This is a genomic window from Thermobifida halotolerans, from assembly GCF_003574835.2.
Taxonomy (GTDB): Bacteria; Actinomycetota; Actinomycetes; order Streptosporangiales; family Streptosporangiaceae; genus Thermobifida; species Thermobifida halotolerans.
The window spans coordinates 5,202,493-5,221,863 of record NZ_CP063196.1 but is presented as its reverse complement, the minus strand read 5'-3'; the positions used below and the strand labels follow the sequence as shown (position 1 = coordinate 5,221,863).

The window sequence follows — 19,371 nt, the reverse complement described above, 5'->3', positions numbered from 1 at the left end:
GCCCGGGGCGCTCACCTTCGGCGGCGCCGTGGGACCGGAGGTGCTGTTCAACGCCGACCTGCGGGACCTGCGAGCGGCCGCGCGTGTCGGCGCTGCCGGTGATAATGCTCGGGTGAGCACTTCCCCTTGGCACAACCCGCAACAGCCGTACGGGATCCCCCACCCCTACCCCGGGGTGGCGGGAGGCTACCCGCCGCCCCGGCCGTCCCCCGGCGTCCGCGTCCACCCCGTGCTGGGGCTGCCCCTCGCCGGTTTCGGGCACCGTCTGGGCGCGCGGGTCATCGACTACGTCCTCCTGACCATCCTGGTGTCACTGCTCACCTTCGGCATCCTGCTGTTCCTCTTCGTGGCCTACCCCGAGATGGAGGAGACCTCCAGGGCGTTCGACGGCGTGCTCGGTCTGCTGTTCCTCTTCGGCTGGGGAGTGGCCGCCTTCCTGTACGACTGGTTCTTCGTCGCCGCGGCCAGCCGCACCCCCGGCAAGATGATGACCGGGCTCAAGGTGGTCAGCGTCACCGGCGCGCCCCCGGCGCAGGGGCAGAGCGCCCTGCGCAGCGCGGCGTTCGGACTGCCGCACTCGCTGCCGTGCCTGGGGCACGTCCTCGTCTTCGTGGCCTGCCTGTTCGTGCTCGGCGACGAGAACTCCCAGGCGCTGCACGACAAGATGTCGCGGACGGTTGTCGTGGTCACCCGGTGAGGTCTCCTCCGCGTGAACGCGGAGGCTTCGTGCTCAAGGACGACCACGGGCCTTCTTTCGCTTCGGTTGACGCTTCGCCGCCCCGCCTGACGGCTGGAGGGCCCCGCGTCCTGCCACGCCGCTTCCCGGCGCGGGTTCTCGTGCTGCCTCGAGGGCAGCCAGGTGGATGTTCCTCGCGGCGTCGGTGTCGGCGTTCCCACTCCCGGTGGGTGCCGAACACGATGTGCCGGTCGTTGGTCGTCTTCGCGCGGGCACGGGACCTGAACCGGGGCGCTTCGGCGCGGTCTTCCCAGCGGTTGACCCACGCCCGGTGGTACTGCTTCAGGATCTGCTGTGCTGCCTGCGCGGGGAGGCCGGTGAGCCGGGGAATGTCCTTGCGGGCTCGGCGGATCGCCTGGTCGGCCTGGTTCGGCCCGGGACGCCGGGATCGGCCGCACCCTGCTGTTCGACCAGCAGGCCCTGGTCGATCGGCGCAAAGACCATCCCGCTCGCACCGAACGCGATTCACCCCCGGTCAGGGCCGGGACACTCTCGCGCCATCCCGGTGGGCCGGTTTCGCGTCCGGTCCGCCGGGCGGGCCGTCATCCCCTGAAGGCCAGCATGCAGGCGGTGAAACCGTGCAGGTGGTTGCGTCCGGCCACCGGCCCGATCTCACCCGCGGCGAAGAACCCGCCGACCGCGTCGATCCCGAGGGCCTGCCGCACGCAGCGCACGTCGTGGTCGGGCGAGGGGAACATGGCGCTGCCCCGGCCGTTGCAGGAGAACAGCAGGGCGCCCTCGGCGGTTCCCTCGGTGTCGCGGGCGAACAGGCGCAGCCGTTCCAGCAGGTCGTTTTCGGCGGTGTCGTGGTCGCGGACCTGGAACCGGACCGTCTGACCGACCTCGACGACGTCCCCGATGGTGACCGTCCCCTGCTCGGGGTCGGCTTCGAGCACCCCCCGGATCAGGAAGTCGCCGCTCTCGTGCCGATCGGCGTACTCGTCGATGGCGATGCCGATGTGCAGCCCCTCCGCGGCCAGGTCCTGCTCCTCGGGGGAGATCGTGCTGACGATGTCCTCGAGTTTCTCGTAGGCGGGCGTGCCCGCCAGTTCCAGCAGGACGTTGTCCTCCGCCTTGGTGACGGCCATGGACGGTCCGATGGGGCGGCAGCCCTGGCTGACCACCGTTCCGAGCACCCCGTCCCCGCCGATCAGCAGGCCCACCGCTCCCGCCTGCACGGTCTCGCCCTGCAGGAACAGCCGGACGCTGTCGCCGCCGTACGCGCCGTCGGCCAGTCCGCCCACGATGGGCAGGCCGCCCAGGACGGGCTCGCTGCGGCGCACGAACGAGTGCGCGGGGAAGACGTACGGGTTGGCCAGCAGCAGCACCGCCCGGTCGGCGGGCGTGGGCTGGAACATGCCGACCACCGCGAGATGGTCCCCCTCGGGGACCGCGGCGAGTTCGAAGGGGGTCATGGTGACGCCGGGCAGCATCGCCGCCCACACGCTCACCGCGCCCTGCCCCTCGGCTCCGCGCCCTCCGCCGATGACGCCGTCGGCGCTGCACCCGATGGTGGTCGCCTCCTCGGCCAGGGCCATGACGCGCTCCCCGGCGAGCGTCACCTCCTCCGGGTCGAAACCGCTGACGAACACGCAGACGAGGTCGGCCGGGCCGTCGAGTTGACCGAGCGCCTGCCGAGCGGCGCGCTCGGCCGCGCTCACCAGGTCGACCCCGGTAGCCAGAGCATCGCTGAACCGGGCCACTGTCGCCTCCTCGCCGTCCACCGCGAGCGGGTTCTCACGGGCACCGCCATTGTCTCTGTTGACCGTTCCCCGTGGGACCAGAACATTCCCAATCTCCGCCGAGGATTCGCCGACGTCTGCCCGGCGGAGGCCAAGGCGGGGTCACGGTCCCGGAAGAGAGGGTCGGAATCTTCACACCCGTGACATCCACGACCGGCACCCCGTGAATAGACTCGACCGTGTGCCCGATCACGTCGACCTTCCGCACACCCTGGGCGCGCTGCGCGCTTCGGGGCACCAGTACCGACCAGTCAAGGACGAGATCCGCGAGAACCTCCTGCGGCGGATGCGATCCGGTGAGGAACGCTTCCCCGGCATCGTCGGGTTCGGCGAGACCGTACTGCCGCAACTCGAACGGGCGCTACTCGCCAGGCATGACGTGGTGCTCCTGGGCGAACGTGGCCAGGGGAAGACACGGCTGATCCGCACCCTCACGGGCCTGTTGGACGAGTGGAGTCCGGCCGTGGCGGGATGCGCGCTCAACGACCACCCCTACGCGCCGGTCTCCCCGCAGGCGCGCCGCATGGCCGCCGAGTACGGCGACGACCTGCCCGTCGTGTGGCGGCACCGCGACGAACGCTACGGTGAGAAACTCGCCACACCCGACACCGGCGTCGGCGACCTCATCGGCGACGTCGACCCGGTCAGACTCGCCGAGGGGCGCAGCCTGGGCGATCCCGAGACCGTGCACTACGGGCTGGTGCCGCGCTCCAACCGGGGCGTGTTCTGCCTGAACGAGCTGCCCGACCTCGCCGCGCGCATCCAGGTGGCGCTGTTCAACGTGCTGGAGGAGCGCGACGTGCAGGTCCGCGGCTACCAGTTGCGGCTGCCGCTGGACATGCTGATCGTGGCCAGCGCCAACCCGGAGGACTACACCAACCGGGGCCGGATCGTCACGCCGTTGAAGGACCGGTTCGGCGCGGAGATCCGCACCCACTACCCGCCGGAGCTCGACGACGAGATCGCGCTGATCGAGCAGGAGAGCGACCTGTCCGCGGGAGTGCGCGTCCCGCCGCACCTGGTGGAGGTCGTGGCCCGCTTCACCCGGCTGGTGCGCGAGTCGCCGTCGGTGGACGAGCGCTCCGGCGTGTCGGCGCGGTTCGCGATCGCGGCGCTGGAGACGGTCGCCGCCTCCGCGGAGCGCCGCGCCGCGCTGGCGGGCGAGCAGCGGGCGGTGGCGCGTGTGTGCGACCTGCCGTCGGTGGTGGCCACACTGCGCGGCAAGGTCGAGTTCGACGTGTCCGAGGAGGGCCGCGAGTCCGACGTGCTGGGGCACCTGCTGCGCCGCGCCGTCTACGACGCGTTCCGCCGCGTGCTGGGCGGGGTGGACCTGGGGCCGCTGACCGAGCGTTTCTCCTCCGGCGCGACCGTGGAGTCGGGCGAACTGGTGGGCGCCGAGGAGCTGCTGAAGCGGGTCGGTCCGTTCACCGGCCTGGCGGAGCTGGTCAAGCGGGTCGCACCGGACGGCGACGACGACCCGGCGGCCACCCCGGGGTACGCGGCGGCGGCCGTGGAGTTCGCGCTGGAGGGCCTGTACCTGAACCGGCGGCTGTCCAAGGACACGCTGCCGGACGGGGCGCGCTACCGGACCTGAGTCGAGAGGGGCTGTGACATGGGCGGCTTCCGGTACGGACGCTACGACGACGGTCCCGACCCGCTGCGTCCCCCCTACGACGTGCGCTCCGCGCTGGACGACCTGGGGCGTTCGGTCATGGCGGGCGCCTCGCCCACACGGGCGCTGCGCGACCTGCTGCGGCGCGGCACACGCGGCCTGACCGGGCTGGACGACCTGGCGCGGCGCATCCGGGAGCGCGGACGGGAGCTGCGTTCCCGGGGCAGGTTGGACGGCACGCTGGAGGAGGCGCGGCGGCTGCTGGACCAGGCCGTGGGCCAGGAGCGCGCGGCGCTGTTCCCCGATCCGGGTGACGACGCGCGGCTGCGGGAGAGCGAACTCGACGACCTGCCCGCCGACCCGGCCGCGGCGATCCGCCGACTCTCCGACTACCGGTGGCGCTCCCCGGACGCCCGAGAGACCTTCGACCGGTTGCGCGACCTGCTGCGCCGCGAGGTCCTGGACGCCCAGTTCCGGGGCATGAAGCAGGCCATGGCGCGGGGCACGCCCGAGGACCTGCGGCGGGTGGGCGCGATGCTGGACGCGCTCAACGCGATGCTGGACGCCGACAACCGCGGCGAACACACCCAGGGGGACTTCGACCGCTTCATGGCCGAGTTCGGTGACTTCTTCCCCGACAACCCGCGCGACCTCGACGAACTCGTCGACTCGCTGGCGCGGCAGGCGGCGGCCACGCAGCGCATGCTGGACTCGCTCACCCCGGAGCAGCGCGCCGAACTGCTGGAGCTGAGCCGCCAGGCCATGGAGGACGCGGGGCTGGCCGACGCGATGCAGCGACTCGGCGAACGGCTGCGCGCCCGCCGCCCGGACCTGGCCTGGTCGGGCGGGGTGGACATGGACGGCACGGCGGGGCTGGGCATGGGCGACGCCACCGCGGCGGTCGCGGAACTCGCCGACCTCGCCGAACTGGAGGAGGCGCTGGGCCAGGGATACGCGGGCGCCCGACTGGACGACGTCGACGCCGACGCGGTGCGGCGCGCCCTGGGCCGGTCGGCCGCCGAGGAGTTGGAGCGGCTGCGCGAACTGGAGCGGGAACTGCGCGACCAGGGCTACCTCTCGGGGGCGCGCAACCGGTTGGAGCTGACCCCGAAGGCGGTGCGCAGGCTCGGCGAGACGGCGCTGCGCGACGTGCTGTCGGCCTCGGGCGGACGTGCGGGCTCCCACGAGACCCGGGACGTGGGCGCGGCCGGGGAGCTGACCGGCACCACCCGGCCGTGGCGGTTCGGCGACGAGCAGCCGCTGGACGCGGTGCGCACGCTCGCCAACGCGGCCCGGCGCGGCCCGGACGACGGCGGGCGGCTCCGGTTGCGCGCCGACGACTTCGAGGTCGCCGAGACCGAGCGGCGCGACGCGGCGGCGGTGTGCCTGCTGGTGGACCTGTCGTACTCGATGGTGCAGCGCGACCTGTGGGGGGCGGCGAAGCAGACCGCGATGGCGCTGCACGCGCTGGTGTCCACCCGGTTCCCGCAGGACGCGGTGGAGATCATCGGGTTCAACGACCACGCCCGCGTGCTCGCGCCTCGGGAGTTGGCGGAGTTGTCGCTGGAGCCGGTGCAGGGCACCAACCTGCACCACGCGCTGCTGCTCGCCGGACGGCACCTGGACCGGCACCCGGGGTTCGAGCCGGTGGTGCTGGTGGTCACCGACGGCGAGCCGACCGCGCACCTTGAGGACGGCGGCTTTCCCCTCTTCTCGTATCCTCCGGCGCGCCGCACCACCGAGTTGACGCTGGCGGAGGTCGACCGGATGACCCGTCGCGGCGCCCGCATCACCGTGTTCTCGCTGGCCGACGATCCCCGCCTGGAGGAGTTCGTCACCGCCCTGGTCGCCCGCAACGGCGGCCGCACCGTGCGTCCCGACCCGGACCGGCTGGGTTCGTACGTGGTGAGGGACCTGCTGTCGCGGCGCTCCCGGCGGTGACCTCGCTTCCACCGCCATTCGCCACCGCCGGTCGTGGCCGTGGCGACGGGGCCACGCGGCCGCGACCGGAATTCACCGGCGCGGAAAACGGATTTGCGCTGACTCCGAACCGGTAAACCGCATCCCGCCTCCTGATGCCACTCCTCACCTGCCGATACACCCGGCCGGCTGGAAACGGTATTCACCATCTGGTGGCCATCGGTGAAATCACCGGTCCCTTCGGAACGGTGTTGACTCCCGGATTCCGCTGTCGAATATTTGGCGGAAAGCGGACCCGAAAAAGTACCGCGAACGTCCGCTTTGATCTTCTAGGAGTGGCGATATGAGATCCCGACGTCTGACGCGTCGAATATCGAGCCTGTTTGCCGGTCTGCTGATGGCCGCATTTCTCCTTCCCCTGTCGACGGGGACGGCCGTCGCGGCCACGGGCGGAACGGGTCCCCACCCGGCCGAGTACGTGACCACCTTCCGGCTCCCCGGACACACGATCTACCGGCCCGCCGACCTGCCCGCCGACGAGCGACTGCCGATCGTCGCCTGGGGCAACGGCGGCTGCCTGGCGGACGGGACGATGTTCGAGAACATCCTCACCGAGTTCGCCTCGCACGGGTTCCTGGTCATCGCGAACGGCCGCCCGGGCGGCTTCGGCCGCACCGACTCCGAGATGCTCACCGAGGCCATCGACTGGGCGATCAACGAGAACGACCGCTGGTTCAGCCCGTACCGGGGCAGGCTCGACACCGACAGCATCGCGGTCATGGGCCAGTCCTGCGGCGGCATCGAGGTCTACGAGGTGGCCGACGACCCCCGGATCACCACCACCGTGCTGTGGAACAGCGGCCTGCTCAGCGACCGCGACAACCACCTGCTCACCCGACTGCACGCCCCCATCGCCTACTTCACCGGAGGACCGGACGACATCGCCTACGCCAACGCCCTGGACGACTGGAGCCGCCTGCCCTCGGGCCTGCCCGCGTTCATGGGCCACCTGGACGTCGGCCACTACGGCACCTTCGGCGAGCCCAACGGCGGCGAGTACGGCCGGGTGGGCACCGAATGGCTGAAATGGCAGCTCAAGGGTGACCAGAACGCACGCCAGCAGTTCGTCGGCCCCGACTGCGGCCTCTGCTCGACCGAGTGGGACGTCCAGCAGAGGAACCTCGGCTGAAAGCAGCCCTGATCCCCTCCGGGCGCGGAGCCCTCCGGATCTTTCCGGAGGGCTCCGCCACGCCGTTCCTGGCAGATATCGGCAATTCCTCGGAAACCTGTTCCCTTTTTCGGTGAAGCGGACGCGGTGAAGGGCGAGGAATTCCGGGGCCGCGGTCTGGGAGGTCCGGTTCCGGTTCGTGGCCGCCCTCGGCCTCCTGGAACACCGGTTCGGGCGCACCGCCCGCCACCGGGACCGTGCGGCTTTTCGGCGCCGTTTCCGGGGAGTCGGGGAACGCGATGGTGCTGCGGTCGGGGCCGAGGCTCACGCGGGCCGCTCCGGCGCGCCGTCCGCGCTCGCCGTCACCTGGATCACCGTCTCGGAGTCCAGGTCGAAGGTGTGCAGCTCACCGTCTGACGCCATCCTGCCCAGAAGAGTGGACCCGTCGAGGAAGTGGGTGGGAGCGAAGTCCTCGGTGGCGACCGTCTCGGTGAGGGACCAGGCATCCCCCGAATACTCCATGACCAGGCGGTAGCGCGGTTCGGCGTTGTAGGTGACCAGCACCGAACCGCGCCCGTCGGGCGGCGGGGTCTCCTCGTGCTCGGGGGACTCCGCCTGCGGGCACCAGGCGTCGCGGCCCTCGTGGTCGCCGTCGCCGTGCTCGCAGTCCAGCGGCAGGTAGCGGTCGGCCAGCCAGGTCTCGGCGACCTCGGCCATGGTGGGCGCGGTGATCTCCCACTCGGCGGGGTCGTCCTTGGTGCGCGCCGCCTCCTCCAGCCATTGCGGGCCGGGGGCGTAGGGGTCCTCGATCACGTGGGACTCCGCCAGTTCCCAGTGCGTGCCGTCGGGGGTGGTCAGCCGCAGCGCCTCGACCGGTTCGGAGGCGGGCGGGCCGAGCACGAACACCGTGCTGTCCCGCCAGTCCGCGAACAGCGCCAGGCACACCCCGTTCCGTCGGGCGATGTCGGCCTGCTCCGAGAGGCCCAGCGCCTCGCACCGGCCGGTGTACTCGGCCTCGTGTGCCCAGGTATCCGCGATGTGCGCGCGTACCAGTTCGTGCAGGGTCGGCAGGGTCGGGCTGGACGGGGCCGACGGGCTCGGCGGCTGCGACGGCCTCGGCTCGGCGGGACCGGTGCCGGGCAGCACGCCGCAGGAGGCGGTCAGCAGCAGGACGGCGGGGAGCGCGAGCGGGACCGCTCGGCCGGAGGGAACACGCATGGGATGCCTCACGGGCGCGGGACGGGAACGGCTCCTCCCATGCTCTCGGACACGGCTCCGCCCGACTATCCCCACAATTCGGGATTGATGGGACGTGACGGCGGACGCATTCTTGGTTCTGGCACCACGGGTGAGCAGAACAGCCCCGACACCCCCCTGGCGTCAAGGGTCATCGTGAACTCCGGACGGAAGGGAGCGGTTCCGTGGTGGACTGGCAGCGGATACTTCAGGGCGCGGGGGAGACCGCGCAGGGAATGGCCTACGCCATGACCGTCAACCGCTGGCTGCAACTGGACGACCAGTCGGCGTTTTCCGAGGTGGTCGACTATGTGAACGGCTCCGCGGTCGGCGAGGTCGACACCATGGACGCCGTGCTGCTCCAGGCTACGGCCACCAACTTCGACCTGGACGAGCGGCGCCGCCTGGTGAAGTTCTACGCGCTGTTCAAAACGGCGGAGTACAACCGGTTCGGCCAGTTCCGGGGTTTCCCGGCGTAGTGCCCGTCCCCCGGTGATCTCGACGAGAGAGGGCCATGATCGTTGATCATGGCCCATACTCGCCGAGACCACCGGAGGTGGCGGAGTGCCGTCTACGGCTCCAGCGCCTGGAGCAGGTCATTGACCAGATCATCCGCTGTTTCGATGCCCACCGACAGCCGCACCAGGTCGTTCGGCACCTCCAGGGGGGAGCCCGCCGCCGAGGCGTGCGTCATCTTGCCCGGGTGCTCGATCAACGACTCCACGCCGCCCAGGGACTCGGCGAGCGTGAACACCTTCGTCTTCGCGCACACCCGCAGCGCCGCCTCCTCGCCGCCGCGCAGCCGGAACGACACCATGCCGCCGAAGCCGCGCATCTGGTCGGCCGCCACCTTGTGGCCGGGGTGCTCGGGCAGCCCGGGGTAGAGCACCGAGGCGACCTCCGGGTGGCTGACCAGCGCGTTGACCACACGCTCGGCGTTGGCGTTGTGCCGGTCCATGCGCACTCCGAGCGTCTTGATCCCGCGCAGGGTCAGCCAGGCGTCGAACGGTCCCGCGACCGCGCCCATCGAGTTCTGGTGGAACGCCAGGCGCTCCCCCAGGTCGGCGTCGGCCACCACCAGCGCGCCGCCGACCACGTCGGAGTGGCCGCCCAGGTACTTGGTGGTGGAGTGCACCACCACGTCCGCGCCGAGCGTGATCGGGCGTTGCAGGTAGGGGGAGGCGAAGGTGTTGTCCACCACCAGCAGCGCGCCCGAGGAGTGCGCGACCTCCGCCAGCGCGGCGATGTCGGCGATGTTGAGCAGCGGGTTGGTGGGGGTCTCCGCCCAGATCGCGACCGTGGTGGGGCGCACGGCGGCGCGCACCGCCTCGGTGTCGGACAGGTCGACCGCGTCCCAGCTCAGCCCCCACCGCTCGAAGACCTTCGACACCAGGCGGAAGGTGCCGCCGTAGGCGTCGGTGGGGATGACCAGGTGGTCGCCCGGCTTGGCGATGGTGCGCAGCAGCGTGTCCTCGGCGGCCATGCCCGACGCGAACGCCAGGCCCCGCACGCCCGACTCCAGCGCGGCCAGGCACTCCTCCAGCGCGGTGCGGGTCGGGTTGGCGGTGCGGGAGTACTCGTGTCCGCCGCGCAGGCCGCCCACACCGTCCTGGCGGTAGGTGCTCGTCTGGTAGATCGGGACCACCACCGCCCCGGTCTCGGCGTCCGCCTCCTGACCGGCGTGGATGGCCAGCGTCTCAAACCCCTCGTAGCTCATGGGGCCACAGTAGTACCGGGACGCTACTGGCCCGCGCCGCCGCGCGTCGCCGTGGCCGGTCCCTCACCGGCGCCCGGGCCCGCGTCGGCGCTGCGGTCCGCGACGGAGTCCTCCCGCATCGGCGGGTCCCACCCCGCCTCGGGGTCGTAGCGGCGCACCACCCTGCCGGGCACGCCCGCGACGACGCTGTGGTCGGGGTAGTCGCCGGGGCGCACCACCGCGCCCGCGGCCACCACGCAGTTGCGGCCCAGGGTCACACCGGGCAGGATCACCGCGTTCGCGCCGATCCAGGAGCCCGAGCCGATGCGCACCGGGGCCTCGGTGGGCCACTGGTAGCCGATCGGGGTGTCGGGGTCGGTGTAGCCGTGGTTCTGGTCGGTGATGTAGACGTAGGGCCCGGTGAAGACGTGGTCGCCGAACACGATGGAGCGGTGCGCCACCACGTGCGAGCCGCGGCCGATGGTGCAGCCGTCGCCGATGGTGAGCAGCGGTCTGGGGCCGAGGTCGAGGCCGGGCACGTATCCGGCACTGAGGGTGATGTCGGCGCCGACCAGGGTGTGCGCGCCCAGTTCGATCCAGGGCTCGCCGAAGATGGTGGCGGGCGGGAAGGCGATGGAGGTGCCCTCGCCGTAGGCGGCGAAACGCGCGGCGGCGCGTGAGCCGTGGCGGATGTCCGCCTTGCGTCGGGCCCACGACCAGGCCGTGCGCACCATCCAGGAAAGCAGCCGCGACACCGGGTCTCCGTTTGTACTCGCTGGTAATACCGAGGAGAACACTAGACGACCCGCCCGCGTCCCGGCGTCGGAGGTTACGGAAAACCAGCCGGAGGGCAAGGCGGGACGGCCCCGCGCCCGGCACGCACGCGGGACCGTCCGGAATTCCGCTCAGCCCGCCAGGTGGGCCAGCAGGTCCTGGCGGGTCAGCACGCCCGCGGGTTTGCCGTCGACGAGCACCACCACCGCGCCCGCCCCCTGGAGCAGTTCCACGCAGCGGCTCACCGGCTCGCCGGAGCCCACCACCGGAAGCGGGCGGCTCATGTGGGTCTCCACCGGGTCGCCGAGCTGGGCGCGGCCGTTGAACAGCGCGTCGAGCAGGTCGCGCTCGGCGATGGAACCCACCACCTCGGCGGCCATGACCGGCGGCTCCTCCTTCATGACCGGCAGTTGGGAGACGCCGTACTCGCGCATGATGGCCACCGCCGTGCCGACGGTCTCGTGCGGGTGGGTGTGCACGAACTCGGGCAGGGTGTCGTCCTTGGCCGCCAGAACCTGGCCCGCCGTGGCCTCCTCGGTCTCGGTGTCCAGGAAGCCGTAGTCGGCCATCCACTCGTCGTTGAAGATCTTGCCGAGGTAGCCGCGGCCGCCGTCGGGCAGCAGCACCACGATGACGTCGTCGGGTCCGGCGGTGGCCGCCACCCGCAGCGCGGCGGCGACCGCGAGCCCGCAGGAGCCGCCCACCAGCAGCGCCTCCTCCTTGGCCAGGCGGCGGGTCATGAGGAAGGACTCCTTGTCGCCGATCGCGATGACCTCGTCGCAGACGCTCGTGTCGTAGGTGGCGGGCCAGATGTCCTCGCCGACGCCCTCGACCAGGTAGGGCCGTCCGGTGCCGCCGGAGTAGACCGAGCCCTCGGGGTCGGCGCCGACGACCCTGACCCGGCCGTCGGAGACCTCCTTGAGGTAGCGGCCGACGCCGGTGATCGTGCCGCCGGTGCCGATCCCCGCGACGAAGTGGGTGATCCGGCCCTCGGTCTGCTTCCAGATCTCGGGGCCGGTGCTGTGGTAGTGCGACTCCGGGTTGTTGGGGTTGGCGTACTGGTCGGGTTTCCAGGCGCCGGGGATGGTCGCGGCCAGGCGGTCGGAGACCGAGTAGTAGGACTCGGGGTGGTCGGGGGCGACCGTGGTCGGGCAGACCACCACCTCGGCGCCGTAGGCGCGCAGCACCGCGAGCTTGTCGGCGCCGACCTTGTCGGGGCAGACGAACACGCAGCGGTAGCCCCTCTCGGCGGCGACGATGGCCAGACCCACGCCGGTGTTGCCGGAGGTCGGCTCCACGATGGTGCCGCCCGGCCCGAGCAGGCCCCTCCGCTCGGCGTCCTCGACCATGCGCAGGGCGATGCGGTCCTTGACCGATCCTCCCGGGTTGAAGTACTCCACCTTGGCCAGCACGGTCGGCGCGAGTCCTGCGGCGACCTTCTTCAACCGAACCAACGGGGTGTCGCCGACCAGTTCGATCAAAGAGTTGTAGACCCGCATCAACGTCCCTTCCCTCCCCTTGGGCCGCCGCCCCGCCTCCCGGTGCGGCGGCGGTGCGGGCGGCGGCCGGTGCCGTGCGGTACCGGTCCCCCGGTCTCCGTCCGACCCTAACGTCTCCGTCCCGCCCGGTATTCGCCACGGGCGCGCCTCCTGCCGGTCCGACTGCCGTCCGCTGTCTCCGGGTATTACTTGGGAGTAGGAACGGTTCCCCTCACCGTCAGGAGGCGATGGCATGGCGTTACGCGCGGCGCGGGCCCGCCGGATCGCGGCGGCGACGGCGTTCGGCGGCGGCGGGCTGACCCTGCTGGCCGCCAGCACCGTCGTCCTGCTGTATCTCCAGGCCAGGATGGCGGCCCGGGCGATCGGGGTCACCCCGTGGAAGCGCCCCCGGGTCAACGGGGTCTACGGCGTCGGCGGAGGCGAGCCGATCGCCCTGGTGATGATGGGGGACTCCACCGCCGCGGGTTTCGCGGTGGACGACCCCAGGCAGACCCCGCCGGTGCACCTCGCCTCGGGGCTGTCGGCCGCCGCCGACCGGCCGGTGCGGCTGCGGGACGTGTCGAAGGTGGGCGCCACCTCCAAGGGGCTGGTGGGACAGTGGGAGAGGGTCCGCGGCCGCCGGGTGGACCTGGCGGTGGTCTTCATCGGGGCCAACGACGTCATCAGGCGGGTCCGCCCCGTCGACGCGGTGGCGCACCTGCGGGAGGTGGTGCGCGAGCTGGTGGGCGCGGGCGCGGCGGTGGTGGTGGCGACCTGTCCCGACCTCGGCACGGTGCAGCCGATCCCGCAGCCGCTGCGTGCCGTCGCGCGGCGTGCCTCCCGGCAGATGGCCGCCGCGCAGACGGTGGCGGTGGTGGAGGAGGGCGGCAGCACCGTGGCGTTGGGCGACCTGCTCTCCGACGAGTTCGCGCTCCACGCCGACGAGATGTTCGGTCCCGACCGTTTTCATCCCTCGGCCCGCGGGTATGCGCGGGCTGTCACGGTGGTGCTGCCCGCGGTGTGCGCGGCCATGGACCTGCTGCCCGGACCGGTCGAGCCGCAGCGGAGTGAGGAGGCCGAGGTCCTGCCGGTGGACCGGGCCGCGGCGGAGGCCGTCGAGCAGGTCGGCAGCGAGGTCAGACAGGCCGCGCGGACGGGTGACGGGCAGGGCCCGCGCAGGTTGTGGGCGTGGCTGCTGCGCCGCGAGAACGCCCGCTCCGACACCATCACCAAAACAGAAACCGATTCTCATTCGGTTAAGGCCACCCCGGACACGCCCGTCGAGAGTGGTACCGGCTAGCGTTTCGGGTAACGAGGTCGCCGCCGCCCGTGGTCTGCGGGCGATTCCCGTCAGCGCTTCCTAGAAAGGCCGAGAACATGCCTGAAGCCGTCATCGTCGCCACGGCGCGTTCTCCGATCGGACGGGCCTTCAAGGGCTCACTCAAAGACATCCGACCGGACGACCTGGCCGTGCAGATCATCTCCGCGGCACTGGCCAAGGTCCCCCAACTGGACCCCAAGACCATCGACGACCTGATGCTGGGCTGCGGACTGCCCGGCGGTGAGCAGGGCCACAACCTGGCCCGCGTGATCGCCGTGCAACTGGGCCTGGACTCCGTTCCGGGCACCACCGTCACCCGCTACTGCTCGTCCTCACTCCAGACCACCCGGATGGCCTTCCACGCCATCAAGGCCGGTGAGGGCGACGTCTTCGTCTCCGCCGGCGTGGAGATGGTCAGCCGCTTCACCAAGGGCAACAGCGACACACTGCCCGACACCAAGAACCCGCTGTTCGCCTCCGCCGAGGCGCGCACCGCCAAGCGCGCCGAGGGCGGCGCCGAGCCCTGGCGCGACCCGCGCGAGAACGGCGAGCTTCCCGACGTCTACATCGCCATGGGGCAGACCGCCGAGAACGTGGCACAGATCCGCGGCATCTCCCGGCAGCGCCAGGACGAGTTCGGGGTGCGCTCGCAGAACCTGGCCGAGAAGTCCATCGACAACGGCTTCTGGGAGCGCGAGATCACCCCGGTGACGCTGCCCGACGGCACCGTGGTCTCCACCGACGACGGCCCCCGGCGCGGCACCACCTACGAGAAGGTCGCCGAACTCAAGCCGGTGTTCCGCCCCGACGGCACGGTCACGGCCGCGAACTGCTGCCCGCTCAACGACGGCGCGGCCGCGGTGGTCATCATGAGTGACACCAAGGCCGCCGAACTGGGCATCACACCGCTGGCGCGGATCGTGTCGACCGGAGTGAGCGCGCTGTCCCCCGAGATCATGGGCCTGGGCCCGGTGGAGGCGTCCCGTCAGGCGCTGTCCCGCGCCAACATGTCGATCCGCGACATCGACCTGGTGGAGATCAACGAGGCGTTCGCCGCACAGGTGCTGCCGTCGGCCGACGACCTGGGCATCGACATCGACTCCCAGCTCAACGTCAACGGCGGTGCGATCGCGGTCGGCCACCCGTTCGGCATGACCGGCGCGCGGATCACCACCACCCTGCTCAACGGGCTGCGGTTCCACGACAGGACCTTCGGCCTGGAGACCATGTGCGTGGGCGGTGGACAGGGCATGGCCGCCGTCTTCGAACGGCTGAACTGACCCCGGCGGTGGGCTGACCCACCGGCGGGCCGCACGGGCGGGGCATTCACGGCGAGTGCCCCGCTTTGCCGTTGTTTGGGGACCTTCTCGGCGCTGGCCGGTGGTGCCGCCCCGACCGCCCTCCGAACGCAAAGACTGATCTACGGAGCGGACCGTAAAAGGTTCCACAACTCCCTTGTCCGAACCGCAATCGTATTGCAGTGTCCTTGATAAGTGCCGCTCACTTTGGAGGTGCCCATGCCGGTAACCCACTCTCCGGAGATCCACGCACAACTCCTCGCGCGGATCCCCGACACCACCGGACACGAACTCCACGAGTGGTTCGACATCCTGGGAAAAGGTCCCGCGCTGACCAACTGCGTGGAACGCGCGCACTGGCTGGCCGACGAGTACGGTCTGAGCCACGGGTACGCCACCGCGATCGTCCAGGAGTTCGACCGCCGCCGCCGCAGCCACACCCCGGTCCCGTACCAGAGGAGCTCCGGATCCGCAGCACGGTCCTGACCGCAGAGCGAGAACGCCTCCTCCCAAGCGGGAAGAGGCGTTCCACCTGCGCTACGGCCGCGTCTATTCGCTGAACATCGACTGGATGATCCAGAGCAGACGCAGGATCTCGATGTAGAGCCAGACCAGGGACAGGGTCAGGCCGAACGCGAGCTGCCAGGAGACCTTCTCCGGCAGCCCCAGCGCGAGGGCGTCGTCGACGTCCTTGAAGTCGATGGCCAGCACCAGCGCCGCCAGGACGATGGCGATGGCGCTCACCGCCAGACCCAGCGGTCCCGCCTCGCGCAGGCCCAGCCCGCCCGGGATGAAGAAGCTGAGGACGAGGTTGGCCAGGACCAGCACGGCGAAGGCGATCACCGCCGCGGTCACGACCTTGACGAAGGTGTTGGTGACCCGGATGACCTGGAACTTGTAGAGCGCGAGCATGGTGCCCGCCACGAACAGCGTGCCGAAGACCGCGGGGACCACCAGGCCGCCGGGGGCCACTCCCGCGAGGGACGCCTCCAGCAGGAAGCTGAACCCGCCGACGAACAGACCCTCCAACGCCGCGTAGAGGAGGATCAGGACGGGGTTGGTGGACCTGGTGAAGGCGATGACCAGACCCATGACCAGCGCGCCGATCGCGCCGACGACCAGCAGCCCGAGACCGAGCGCCGGGTTGGACATCGCCAGGAAGTAGGTGAGGACGGCGCCCAGGACGACGGTGCCGAGCGTGAAGCCGGTCCGCATCACGACGTCGTCGATGGTCACCGGGCGGTAGTTGGGGTCCCGGTAGCCGGGGCCGACCGGCGCATGGCCCGGCTGGGTCCCGTACGGGTTGGGACCGTAGCCCGGCTGGGGGTGGGGCTGACCGTAGCCCTGCGGGGGGTAGGGCTGACCGTAGCCGGGCTGCGGGTAGGCGCCCGCGCTTCCCGGAGCGGCAGCCAGGGCCCGCTTGATCACGGGGTTGGAACTGCGCTTCCGCATATTCTTGTTTGCACCTTTCGAAGGCGTGACACTGATGCCATCAACGTAACGGATCTCGGTGCCAAAGAGGTTCCCACATCTGTGTCACACCGCGCTCGGTGGCCACGCCGTCCGGTTCCGGCCACCGGCCAGCGCGCGGGCGAGGAACGCCACGTTCGCCGGGCGCTCGGCGAGTCGGCGCATGAAGTAGCCGTACCACTGGCCGCCGTAGGGCACGTACACCCGCACCCGGTGTCCCCGGGCCGCCAACCCGGCCTGCGCGTCGGCGCGGACGCCGTAGAGCATCTGGTACTCGTAGGAGTCCGCGTCACGCCCGGCCGCACCGGCCAGGTGGGCGGCGATCCGGATCATGCGCGGGTCGTGCGAGGCCACCATCGGATATCCGGGGCCGTCCATGAGGACGCGCAGGCACCGCACGTAGGAGCGGTCCACCTCGCCCCGGTCGCGGTAGGCCACCGAGGCGGGCTCGTCGTAGGCGCCCTTGCACAGCCTCACCCGCGACCCGGGCACGGCCAGGTCCCGGCAGTCGGCTTCGGTACGCCTCAGGTAGGCCTGGAGCACCGCGCCCGTTCCGGGGAAGTCGGCACGCAGTTCCCGCAGGATCTCCAGGGTGGAGTCGGTGGTGGTGTGGTCCTCCATGTCCAGGGTGACCGTGGTGCCGACCGCGTCGGCCGCCGCGCAGACGCGCCGCGCGTTGTCCAACGCGATCCGCTGCCCGTCGACGGGCAGCGCCTGCCCGAGCGCGGACAGCTTCACCGACACCTCGGCCCGCTCGGTGAGGCCGTGCAGGTCGAGCGCCGCCAGCAGTCGGACGTAGGCGTCGACGGTGTCGGCGGCCCGGTCCGCGTCGGTGACGTCCTCCCCCAGGTGGTCCAGGGTGACCAGCCGGTCGGTGGTGAGCCGCCGGACGACGGGCAGCGCCTCCTCCAGGGTCGCCCCGGCGACGAACCGGGTCACCACGCCCCGGGTGAGGGGGGCGCGTTCCACGAACGCGCGGCAGCGGTCGGAGCGCGCGGCCAGCAGCAGCGCGGTGCGGAGCATTCCGCGGTCCTTTCCTCCCACGGCTACCCCTGGTGCGGGTAGCGGTGGTCGGTGGACGGCACGAACGTCTCCTTGATCACCCGGGGGCTGGTCCACCGCATGAGGTTGGCCATGGACCCGGCCTTGTCGTTGGTGCCGCTGGCGCGGGCGCCGCCGAACGGCTGCTGGCCCACGACCGAGCCGGTGGGCTTGTCGTTGACGTAGAAGTTGCCCGCCGCGAACCGCAGTGTCCGTGTCGCCTCGGCGATCGCGGTGCGGTCGGTGGCGATGACCGCGCCGGTCAGTCCGTAGGGGGCGCCGCTGTCGACCGCCGCCAGCACCTTGTCGTAGGCGTCGTCGTCGTAGACGCTGACCGCCAGGACCGGGCCGAAGTACTCGGTGGAGAAGATCTCGTGGCCGGGGTCGCTGCCGAGCAGGACGGTGGGGCGCACGAAGTAGCCGACGCTGTCGTCGGCGGTGCCGCCCACCAGGACCTCGACGGAGGACGCGGTGCGCACGTCGTCGAGCAGGGTCGCCAGCCGGTCGTAGGAGCGGCGGTCGATGACGGCGCCCATGAAGTTGCGGAAGTCGGTGACGTCGCCCATGGGCAGCGCCTCGGCCTCGGAGAGGAAGTCGTCGCGCATCCGCTCCCACACCGAGCGCGCGACGAACGCGCGGGAGGCCGCCGAGCACTTCTGGCCCTGGTACTCGAACGCGCCGCGCAGCAGGGCGGTGCGCAGCACGTCGGGGTCGGCGGAGGAGTGCGCGACGACGAAGTCCTTGCCTCCGGTCTCCCCGACGACGCGCGGGTAGCCGCGGTAGGTGGCGATGTTCTCGCCGACGGTGCGCCACAGGTGCTGGAAGGTGCGGGTGGAGCCGGTGAAGTGGATGCCCGCCAGGTCGGGGTCGGACAGCGCCACGTCCGACAGCGCCAGGCCGTCGCCGGTGACCAGGTTGATGACGCCGGGAGGCAGTCCGGCCTCCTCCAGCAGCCGCATGGTGAGGTACGCGGCGAGGGTCTGGGTGGGCGACGGCTTCCAGACCACGGCGTTGCCCATGAGCGCGGGCCCGGTGGGCAGGTTCCCGGCGATGGCGGTGAAGTTGAACGGGGTGATCGCGTAGACGAACCCCTCCAGTGGGCGGTGGTCGATGCGGTTCCACGTTCCCGGTGCGTTGGCCATGGGCTGTTCGGCCATGATCCGGCGGGCGAAGTGGACGTTGAACCGCCAGAAGTCGATGAGTTCGCACGCCGCGTCGATCTCGGCCTGGACCGCGGTCTTGGACTGGCCGAGCATGGTGGCGGCGTTGATCCGCTGCCGCCACGGGCCCGACAGCAGTTCCGCGGCGCGCAGCAGGACGGCGGCGCGCTCGTCGAAGGGCGTCTCGCGCCAGGCGGGGGCGGCGCGTTTGGCCGCGGCGACGGCGGCGCGGGCGTCGTCGTGGGTGGCGTTGCCGAGGGTGCCCAGGACGGAGGCGTGGTTGTGCGGTTGGACGACGTCGACGCGGGCGCCGCCGCCCATCCGCCGCTCGCCGCCGATGGTCATGGTCAGTTCGGTGGGTTCCGAGGACAGCGCCCTGAGCTGGTTGATGAGTTCGGCGCGCTCGGGGTTGCCGGGCGCGTACGACAGGACGGGTTCGTTCACGGGTGCGGGAACGTTTGTCACGGCGTCCATGGTGGTGACCCCCTGGTGCGTGTCGTGGTCGGACTGGACAGACGCTGGACGGGCCCCTTGTGGGAGCCCGCGGGGGGCGGCGTCTCGGGTCGAACGGATGGTTCGGGATTCGAAAAGGGCTCGGTGCGGTGGCCGCCGATGGGATACCTACCCGCGGACGGGGGTTCCAACAGCGCGGAGATCACGCCGAGGGGCTGGCTGCCCTGCGAAGACGCGGGCCGGGGGCGAGGGGAGCGCTCAGGCCC

Annotated in this window: 16 protein-coding genes; 8 read left to right on the top strand and 8 right to left on the bottom strand. The window is 71.4% G+C overall.

Annotation, left to right across the window (positions count from 1 at the left end; translation table 11 throughout):
- The first annotated feature begins 112 nt into the window (after positions 1–112).
- Positions 113–697 carry an RDD family protein gene (locus NI17_RS23075; protein ID WP_234401531.1) on the top strand — a complete coding sequence of 195 codons (585 nt, stop codon included), beginning with the start codon at positions 113–115 and terminating at the stop codon, positions 695–697.
- 581 nt (positions 698–1,278) lie between these two features.
- Here NI17_RS23075 and NI17_RS23070 read toward each other — a convergent pair.
- Positions 1,279–2,439: an FIST signal transduction protein gene (locus tag NI17_RS23070; protein WP_068687474.1), complete on the bottom strand. Its 1,161-nt coding sequence runs from the start codon at positions 2,437–2,439 to the stop codon at positions 1,279–1,281.
- A 220-nt stretch (positions 2,440–2,659) separates the two neighbouring features.
- Between NI17_RS23070 and NI17_RS23065 the strand changes: the two genes are divergently transcribed.
- The 3 genes from NI17_RS23065 (at position 2,660) to NI17_RS23055 (ending at position 7,199) form a co-directional block, all read left to right on the top strand.
- Positions 2,660–4,072 carry a sigma 54-interacting transcriptional regulator gene (locus tag NI17_RS23065; protein WP_068687473.1) on the top strand — a complete coding sequence of 471 codons (1,413 nt, stop codon included), beginning with the start codon at positions 2,660–2,662 and terminating at the stop codon, positions 4,070–4,072.
- Between the two features lie 18 nt (positions 4,073–4,090).
- The gene (locus tag NI17_RS23060; RefSeq protein WP_068687472.1) at positions 4,091–6,031 is read left to right on the top strand and encodes a VWA domain-containing protein; all 1,941 of its coding nucleotides are present in this window, start codon (positions 4,091–4,093) and stop codon (positions 6,029–6,031) included.
- Positions 6,032–6,407: 376 nt separating this feature from the next.
- On the top strand, positions 6,408–7,199 hold the full coding sequence (locus tag NI17_RS23055) for a poly(ethylene terephthalate) hydrolase family protein (protein WP_234401530.1): 792 nt from the start codon (positions 6,408–6,410) through the stop codon (positions 7,197–7,199).
- Positions 7,200–7,502: 303 nt separating this feature from the next.
- On the opposite strand, the gene NI17_RS23050 is transcribed toward NI17_RS23055, so the two are convergent.
- A complete protein-coding gene (locus tag NI17_RS23050) occupies positions 7,503–8,396 on the bottom strand; it encodes a hypothetical protein (RefSeq protein ID WP_068687470.1) in 894 nt (297 codons plus the stop codon).
- Positions 8,397–8,599: 203 nt separating this feature from the next.
- Between NI17_RS23050 and NI17_RS23045 the strand changes: the two genes are divergently transcribed.
- On the top strand, positions 8,600–8,893 hold the full coding sequence (locus tag NI17_RS23045; protein ID WP_068687469.1) for a hypothetical protein: 294 nt from the start codon (positions 8,600–8,602) through the stop codon (positions 8,891–8,893).
- 92 nt (positions 8,894–8,985) lie between these two features.
- Here NI17_RS23045 and NI17_RS23040 read toward each other — a convergent pair whose 3' ends face one another.
- The 3 genes from NI17_RS23040 to NI17_RS23030 all read right to left on the bottom strand — a co-directional run bounded on the left by NI17_RS23040 (position 8,986) and on the right by NI17_RS23030 (position 12,383).
- Positions 8,986–10,131 (bottom strand): cystathionine gamma-synthase, encoded by a 1,146-nt coding sequence (locus NI17_RS23040; protein WP_068687468.1) that lies wholly within the window; start codon positions 10,129–10,131, stop codon positions 8,986–8,988.
- A gap of 23 nt (positions 10,132–10,154) precedes the next feature.
- Positions 10,155–10,865 carry an acyltransferase gene (locus NI17_RS23035; RefSeq protein ID WP_068687467.1) on the bottom strand — a complete coding sequence of 237 codons (711 nt, stop codon included), beginning with the start codon at positions 10,863–10,865 and terminating at the stop codon, positions 10,155–10,157.
- A 150-nt stretch (positions 10,866–11,015) separates the two neighbouring features.
- On the bottom strand, positions 11,016–12,383 hold the full coding sequence (locus NI17_RS23030; RefSeq protein ID WP_119267981.1) for a cystathionine beta-synthase: 1,368 nt from the start codon (positions 12,381–12,383) through the stop codon (positions 11,016–11,018).
- A 232-nt stretch (positions 12,384–12,615) separates the two neighbouring features.
- Here NI17_RS23030 and NI17_RS23025 point away from each other — a divergent pair, with 232 nt between their 5' ends.
- From NI17_RS23025 to NI17_RS23015, 3 genes are all read left to right on the top strand, one after another.
- Positions 12,616–13,662: an SGNH/GDSL hydrolase family protein gene (locus NI17_RS23025; RefSeq protein ID WP_068687466.1), complete on the top strand. Its 1,047-nt coding sequence runs from the start codon at positions 12,616–12,618 to the stop codon at positions 13,660–13,662.
- Positions 13,663–13,739: 77 nt separating this feature from the next.
- Positions 13,740–14,963 carry an acetyl-CoA C-acetyltransferase gene (locus tag NI17_RS23020; protein ID WP_068687465.1) on the top strand — a complete coding sequence of 408 codons (1,224 nt, stop codon included), beginning with the start codon at positions 13,740–13,742 and terminating at the stop codon, positions 14,961–14,963.
- A 237-nt stretch (positions 14,964–15,200) separates the two neighbouring features.
- Positions 15,201–15,467, top strand: coding sequence for a DUF4287 domain-containing protein (locus NI17_RS23015; RefSeq protein WP_068687464.1), 267 nt, complete (start codon positions 15,201–15,203; stop codon positions 15,465–15,467).
- A 63-nt stretch (positions 15,468–15,530) separates the two neighbouring features.
- On the opposite strand, the gene NI17_RS23010 is transcribed toward NI17_RS23015, so the two are convergent.
- The 3 genes from NI17_RS23010 to pruA all read right to left on the bottom strand — a co-directional run bounded on the left by NI17_RS23010 (position 15,531) and on the right by pruA (position 19,126).
- Positions 15,531–16,433 (bottom strand): Bax inhibitor-1/YccA family protein, encoded by a 903-nt coding sequence (locus tag NI17_RS23010; RefSeq protein WP_068687463.1) that lies wholly within the window; start codon positions 16,431–16,433, stop codon positions 15,531–15,533.
- A gap of 84 nt (positions 16,434–16,517) precedes the next feature.
- Positions 16,518–17,474 carry a proline dehydrogenase family protein gene (locus NI17_RS23005; protein ID WP_068687462.1) on the bottom strand — a complete coding sequence of 319 codons (957 nt, stop codon included), beginning with the start codon at positions 17,472–17,474 and terminating at the stop codon, positions 16,518–16,520.
- Between the two features lie 23 nt (positions 17,475–17,497).
- Positions 17,498–19,126, bottom strand: coding sequence for an L-glutamate gamma-semialdehyde dehydrogenase (pruA, locus tag NI17_RS23000; RefSeq protein WP_068687461.1), 1,629 nt, complete (start codon positions 19,124–19,126; stop codon positions 17,498–17,500).
- Positions 19,127–19,371 lie beyond the last annotated feature (245 nt).